The 5,559-nt window shown below is 52.7% G+C and carries 6 protein-coding genes; 4 read left to right on the forward strand and 2 right to left on the reverse strand.

Going from position 1 to position 5,559, the window contains the following annotated elements:
* Window positions 1-202 precede the first annotated feature (202 nt).
* On the reverse strand, window positions 203-1,141 hold the full coding sequence (locus GXO76_11335) for an efflux RND transporter periplasmic adaptor subunit (protein NOY78449.1): 939 nt from the start codon (window positions 1,139-1,141) through the stop codon (window positions 203-205).
* A complete protein-coding gene (locus tag GXO76_11340) occupies window positions 1,138-2,406 on the reverse strand; it encodes a TolC family protein (GenBank protein ID NOY78450.1) in 1,269 nt (422 codons plus the stop codon). The genes GXO76_11335 and GXO76_11340 overlap by 4 nt, the downstream gene beginning before the upstream one ends.
* A gap of 387 nt (window positions 2,407-2,793) precedes the next feature.
* Here GXO76_11340 and GXO76_11345 point away from each other — a divergent pair, with 387 nt between their 5' ends.
* The 4 genes from GXO76_11345 to GXO76_11360 all read left to right on the forward strand — a co-directional run.
* Window positions 2,794-3,024, forward strand: a complete 231-nt coding sequence (locus GXO76_11345) for a hypothetical protein (protein NOY78451.1) — start codon at window positions 2,794-2,796, stop codon at window positions 3,022-3,024.
* 21 nt (window positions 3,025-3,045) lie between these two features.
* On the forward strand, window positions 3,046-4,785 hold the full coding sequence (locus GXO76_11350) for a carbamoyltransferase (GenBank protein NOY78452.1): 1,740 nt from the start codon (window positions 3,046-3,048) through the stop codon (window positions 4,783-4,785).
* Entirely contained in the window at window positions 4,786-4,968 is a 183-nt protein-coding gene (locus GXO76_11355; protein NOY78453.1) for a hypothetical protein, read from the forward strand.
* A gap of 183 nt (window positions 4,969-5,151) precedes the next feature.
* Window positions 5,152-5,559: 6-phosphofructokinase (locus GXO76_11360; GenBank protein ID NOY78454.1), on the forward strand; the 408-nt coding region annotated here is incomplete at its 3' end.

Consider the following 5,559-nt stretch of genomic DNA (forward strand, 5'->3'; position numbering starts at 1 on the left):
AAAAGAGTGATTAAACTATAGCCTCCATACAATCGGCCTTTCCTTCGGCTCCGCTCAGGAACCGTCCTTCGACGAGCTCAGGGACCAGCGGATCACTTGGCCACTGGCGCGATTCGGTCGTCGAGTAGTCCGACTGGGTTCCCGAGCCTGTCGAGGGACAGTCGGACGAATCGAAACGACCGGTTGTCCCCAAAAAACTCCCTCACTTTTCCTCTTCCCGAATCGCCATGCCGTCCTGCAATTCGTAATTCCCCGTAAGCACCACACTGTCCGCGGGTGTCAGGCCGCTGCGAATTTCCAGCGTATCTGGGGTTTCCAATCCGATTTCCACCGGCTGCTGCCGGGCCCGCCCGCCTTTCTTCAAAAAAACAAAATCCCCGTGGGCACCGTGCAGCACGGCCTTCCGGGGCAGCAGAAGCGCCTGTTGCACCGATTGCGTGACAATCCGAATCGTGGCCAGAAGATTTTGCTTAAATCGCTGATTTTTGTTTTTGACCGTCGCCCGGATCTGGGCCATTTGGGTTTCGGGGTTGACGGCGGCGTTGACCGCTTCAATTTTTGTTTGTACGTGCCAACCGGGTACATCCGGAAAAGAAACCTGAAGAAGTTGCCCGGGTCGGACCCGATTCAAATAAATCGCCGGGAGGTCTCCCCAGAGAAAAAAACGGGAGGTGTCCTGAAGTTTCACGAGGGCTTCCCCGGGAGAAACCACATCTCCGGCAAAATGAAATTTGCGGACAATGACGCCGGAAAATGGGGCCCGAACCGTGATGGGCAGCATTTCTTTTGCCTTTGCTGAAGACGTCACCTGGCTAAGCGCCTCTGCTTTGGGACTTTTTAGCGTGGCGACCACCTGTCCGGCGGAAACGACGTCGCCTTCCGAAAACGGAAGCCGTACAATCCGGCCCGCAAACTGGCTGGCCAAAAGGGTTTCCCGCACCGGCGTGAGTTTCCCGTAGATGGTGATGGCTTCCTGCAGGTTTCCCCTCGTAGGCATCACCACCTGAACCGGAATTTTGTACCCGGTTTTTACAGTCGAAGCAGGCGTACCGGCTCCCGATTCACCCCCGTTTTCCGGCTGTCCGCTGCAGGCAAGAAAAAGTGCGGCTGCCAAAAGTAAAAGGTTCGGTTTTGAAATCATTGGTGAACTCCCATTCTGCCAATCAGTAAATCCAATTCCGCCTGGACCACTCGCATCTGAAGGCGAACCTCCTCCTGCGCCAAACGGGTCTGTATCCATTCTTTTTGGGCCAGAAGCACATCCGTGTTGGACGCCACGCCAGCCTGGTAGCTGTTTTCCGTCAGAAAAAAGGCTTTTCTCGCTTGTAAAAGGGTGCGGGCTTTCAACGTTTCCAGATTTTCCAGATACCCGAGCTGAGCCAACAGCTTCTCAATTTGCGTACGAATATCCAACAAAAGCGTTTTTCGGGTTTCTTCGAGAGATTCCCTGTGCAGGCGAAACGCCTGTGCCTGATTTTTCCGCTGATGCCAATCCACCAGGGGCAGTTGAAGACCCAACTGAACCACAGCGTAATTTCCACCGGAAGTGGGATCGTTGTCGAAAACAAATCCACCCGAAAGGGCTGCTGTTGGAAAACGGCTGGCTCGTACGAGCCGTTCCCGTATTTGAGTCTGCTGAATCTGTTCGTCCAACACGGCAAGGGCCGGATTGCCTCGTTTGGCTGCAGCGAGCAAAGAGTCCGGAGAGATGTCAGCGGGAGTCCACCGGCTGACCGGCAACACCAGCGAATCCCTTTCGGAAATGGTTAAACCCGTTAAGTTTTGCAATTGGATCTGCCATTGCCGGCAGTCATTTTCGGCCGCTGCCACAGCTTCTTCGGATGCAGACAGATTGGCCTGAGTGCGGTACAAATCAAGCTGGTCGATTTGCCCCAGACGAAACAGGCCTCTGGAAATTTCGAGATGGTGTTGTAAATAGGCCTTTGACATCTGTGCAATACGGCGTTCCTGTCTGGCTTGTGTCAGGCGGTAAAATGCTTGTTTAACCTCAAAGGCTAATCTCAATCGATTTTGCCGTGCACGGATTTTGGCAATGGACTCCTCCGTCATGCCGATTTCACTCAATTTTCCAAGCCACTTGTCGAGGTTCCAGGTAAGGACGACCGTATTCTCAAGGATCCGGTAGTGGTAAGGTGAGTAATGGTATGCGCCGGTCGTAAGAGCGTAATCCAATTGGGGACGTGTCTCAGCCCTCAAACGCCGGCTTTCGGCGGCCTTCTGTTCCTCTACCTTCCGGTAAGCAAAAACAGACGGGTGGCGGGCCAGGACTGCCTTCAGGCAGCGCCGGAGCGTCAATTGTTGAGGAACTTGTGCCGGAACAGCCGAACCCCACAGAACTCCGCTAAAAAGAAGAATAAAAATGAAAAAGACGTGTTCTTTTCGCATGGGAAAAACTCTCCAAAATTCTTTTTAAATATACGAAAATTATTTCATTTTCGCATTAAGTAAAAATTAGAATTTTTTAATGCTGGGTTTGTTGAAAAAGAACTTGCTTTTTTGAACGATTGACGTTAAGTTTTTTAGAGTCTTTTTTAACCTGAAAAATTTATTCGTCACAACGTCACAAAAGCACAATGGGATGATAAACAAAAAGGTAAACAGGCATTCATTGAAACAGGAAACGATTTAATACAAACCGAGCTTCAAATTGCTGATAATCTTAATTATAGAACGCCTTGTGGCGAAATTTTGTGAACAATGTGAGTTTTCCAGACTCATTTTTTATACTCGAATTCCGGATGTTCGTAATCTGAAAAAACTCGGGTCTATTTCATGTTTAAAAAACTCTGGATTTTATGGAAAGCCTTTGCTCACGCCCTGGGTGTGGTGAACACGTTTCTTTTACTGACGCTCACCTACCTTTTATTGATTGGACCAGTAGGGTTGGTGTTGCGCCTGTTTGGCCGGGATGTCCTGCACAAAAGCGACTTCCGGAAAGGCCCACATTGGGCAGAAAAGGCGGCAGAAAATGATTCCGTTGAAACCTACACCCACCCTTTCTAACGGATAGTTAGTGGAGTTTGCATGACGATTCTGGGAATTTCGGCTTTTTACCACGATTCGGCAGCGGCCCTGGTGCGAGACGGCCAGCTTGTGGCCGCCGCGCAGGAGGAACGCTTCACCCGTAAGAAACACGATTTTTCTTTCCCCATTCACGCGGCACGATTTTGCCTGACACAAGCCGGCCTCGAGCCGAACGATCTCGACGCGGTGGCATACTACGAAAAACCTTTCGTCAAGTTTGAGCGCATTTTGCTCACGTACCTGGGAACGTTCCCACGCAGTTTCCACTCGTACACAAAGGCCATGCCCCTCTGGCTCAAACAAAAGCTGTGGATTCCCCATTTGATTCGCAAAGAGCTGGACTACGACGGTCCGATTTACTTCACCGAACACCACCAGTCCCACGCCGCGGCCGCCTTTCTGGTCTCTCCGTTTGAGGAAGCGGCCATCCTCACGCTGGACGGCGTGGGCGAATGGGCCACCGCCACAATGGGCACCGGCCGGGGCAGCCGAATCAAAATTCACAAGGAAATTCATTTTCCCCACTCGCTGGGACTTTTTTACAGCGCTCTCACCTACTACCTGGGGTTTCGGGTGAACAGTGCGGAGTACAAGGTGATGGGACTCGCCCCGTACGGGGAACCCGAGCTGCTGGACAAAATGCGGGAACTGATTCGGTTTGAACCCGACGGCGGTTTTGCACTGAACATGCGTTATTTTTCCTTCGATTACGGACTCACGATGACCAATCGGCATTTTGAGCACTTATTTGGTCAGCCTCGGCGTCGTCCTGAAGAGGAATTGACCGATTTTCACAAAGCAGTAGCCGCGTCCGGCCAAAAAATGCTGGAAGAGGTCATGTTGAATGCGGCCCGTGCGCTGAAAACCGAAACCGGCCAGAAGCGCGTGTGCCTGGCGGGCGGTGTGGCCCTGAACAGCGTGGCCAACGGCCGCCTGCTGCGCGAAGGGATTTTCGAAGAGCTGTTCATTCAACCGGCCGCCAGCGACGCCGGAAGTGCCGCGGGGGCTGCTTTTTTTGTGGCCAACCAGTTGCTGGGAGAACCACGCCGCTTTGAAATGACCCACGCCTACTGGGGCACACCGGAAGAAACGGGCAAAACCAGGGCGTTTTTAAAACAGAACGCCATTCCCTGCACGGAACTTTCGGAGCCAGAGCTTCTGAAACAGACCGCCCGGCTTCTTGCTGAAGGCAAAATTGTGGGTTGGTTTCAAGGACGCTCCGAGTTCGGTCCGCGGGCGCTGGGCAATCGCTCGATTCTGGCCGATCCCCGCCGGGCCGAGATGAAGGACACGATCAATGCGCGGGTCAAATTTCGGGAGGCTTTTCGTCCCTTTGCTCCCTCCGTGCTGGAAGAAAAGGCTCGCGATTACTTTGACCTCGATCGCCCCAGTCCGTTTATGCTGCTGGTGGCCCGGGTGAAACAGCCGGAGGCCATTCCCGCTGTTACGCACGTGGACGGCACGGCACGGCTTCAGACGGTGTCCGAAAAACAGAACCCCCGCTATTACCGGCTTTTGCAGGCGTTTGAAAACCAGACCGGCGTGCCGGTCCTGCTGAACACGTCATTCAATGTGCGGGGTGAGCCCATTGTGGACACCCCAAAAGAGGCCTTCGCCTGTTTTATGCGAACGGGTCTGGATGCTCTGGTGCTGGGGAATTTTTTGCTGCTCAAACCGGACATGCCCCCGATTGAAAGCTTTGACTTTTTGAACCAACCCTTTGTTTTGGAGGAAGATTAAATGGGAAAACGCGTCAAAAACACCAAACAGCGCCTCTCCGTAATCGGAGAATTTTGGCACTTTATGAAGGTGCGGAAAAAATGGTGGCTCGGGCCGATTATTTTCATTCTGCTTCTGCTGGGTATTTTCATTATTTTTGTGGAAGGCTCTGCCCTGGCCCCGTTTATTTACGCCCTGTTTTAGACTGGGTCCGCGGTGCGTCGGTGTAAAGCCGCAAAATCTTGCGGTTCTTTTTGACCCACCCCCTTTCTCCCCCTCCCTGATTTCAGGGAGGGGGCCGGGGAGAGGGTTGGAAGATTTAGCGAGTCGTTCCGATTTAACAAAAATAATTAAAAAAACCATAAAACCCAAAAACAGGACACAATCATGGCAACCCTTTCAAAAATCGGAATTCTTACCGGCGGCGGGGATGCCCCCGGACTAAATGCGGTGATTCGCGCGGTCACCAAAGCAGCTATTCTCGACCACGGTTGGGAGGTGGTTGGCATTAAAGACGGATTTCAGGGGCTGATTGAGCCGGAACGCACGATTCCGCTGACTCTGGAATCGGTGCGGGGCCTGCTTCCCCGCGGCGGAACCATTCTGGGCACAACCAACCGCGGCAACCCCTTTCAGTACCCGGAAAATCGGGATGGAAAAATGGTCTTTACCGACAAATCCGATCTCGTGCTGAAGCGGCTCCGCGATCTGGAGATCGACGTCCTGATCGTCATCGGCGGGGACGGTTCTCTTTCCATTGCCCGGGATTTCATTCAAAAAGGCGCCAAAATGGTC

It is taken from the genome of Calditrichota bacterium, from assembly GCA_013151735.1.
Lineage (GTDB): Bacteria > Zhuqueibacterota > JdFR-76 > JdFR-76 > BMS3Abin05 > BMS3Abin05.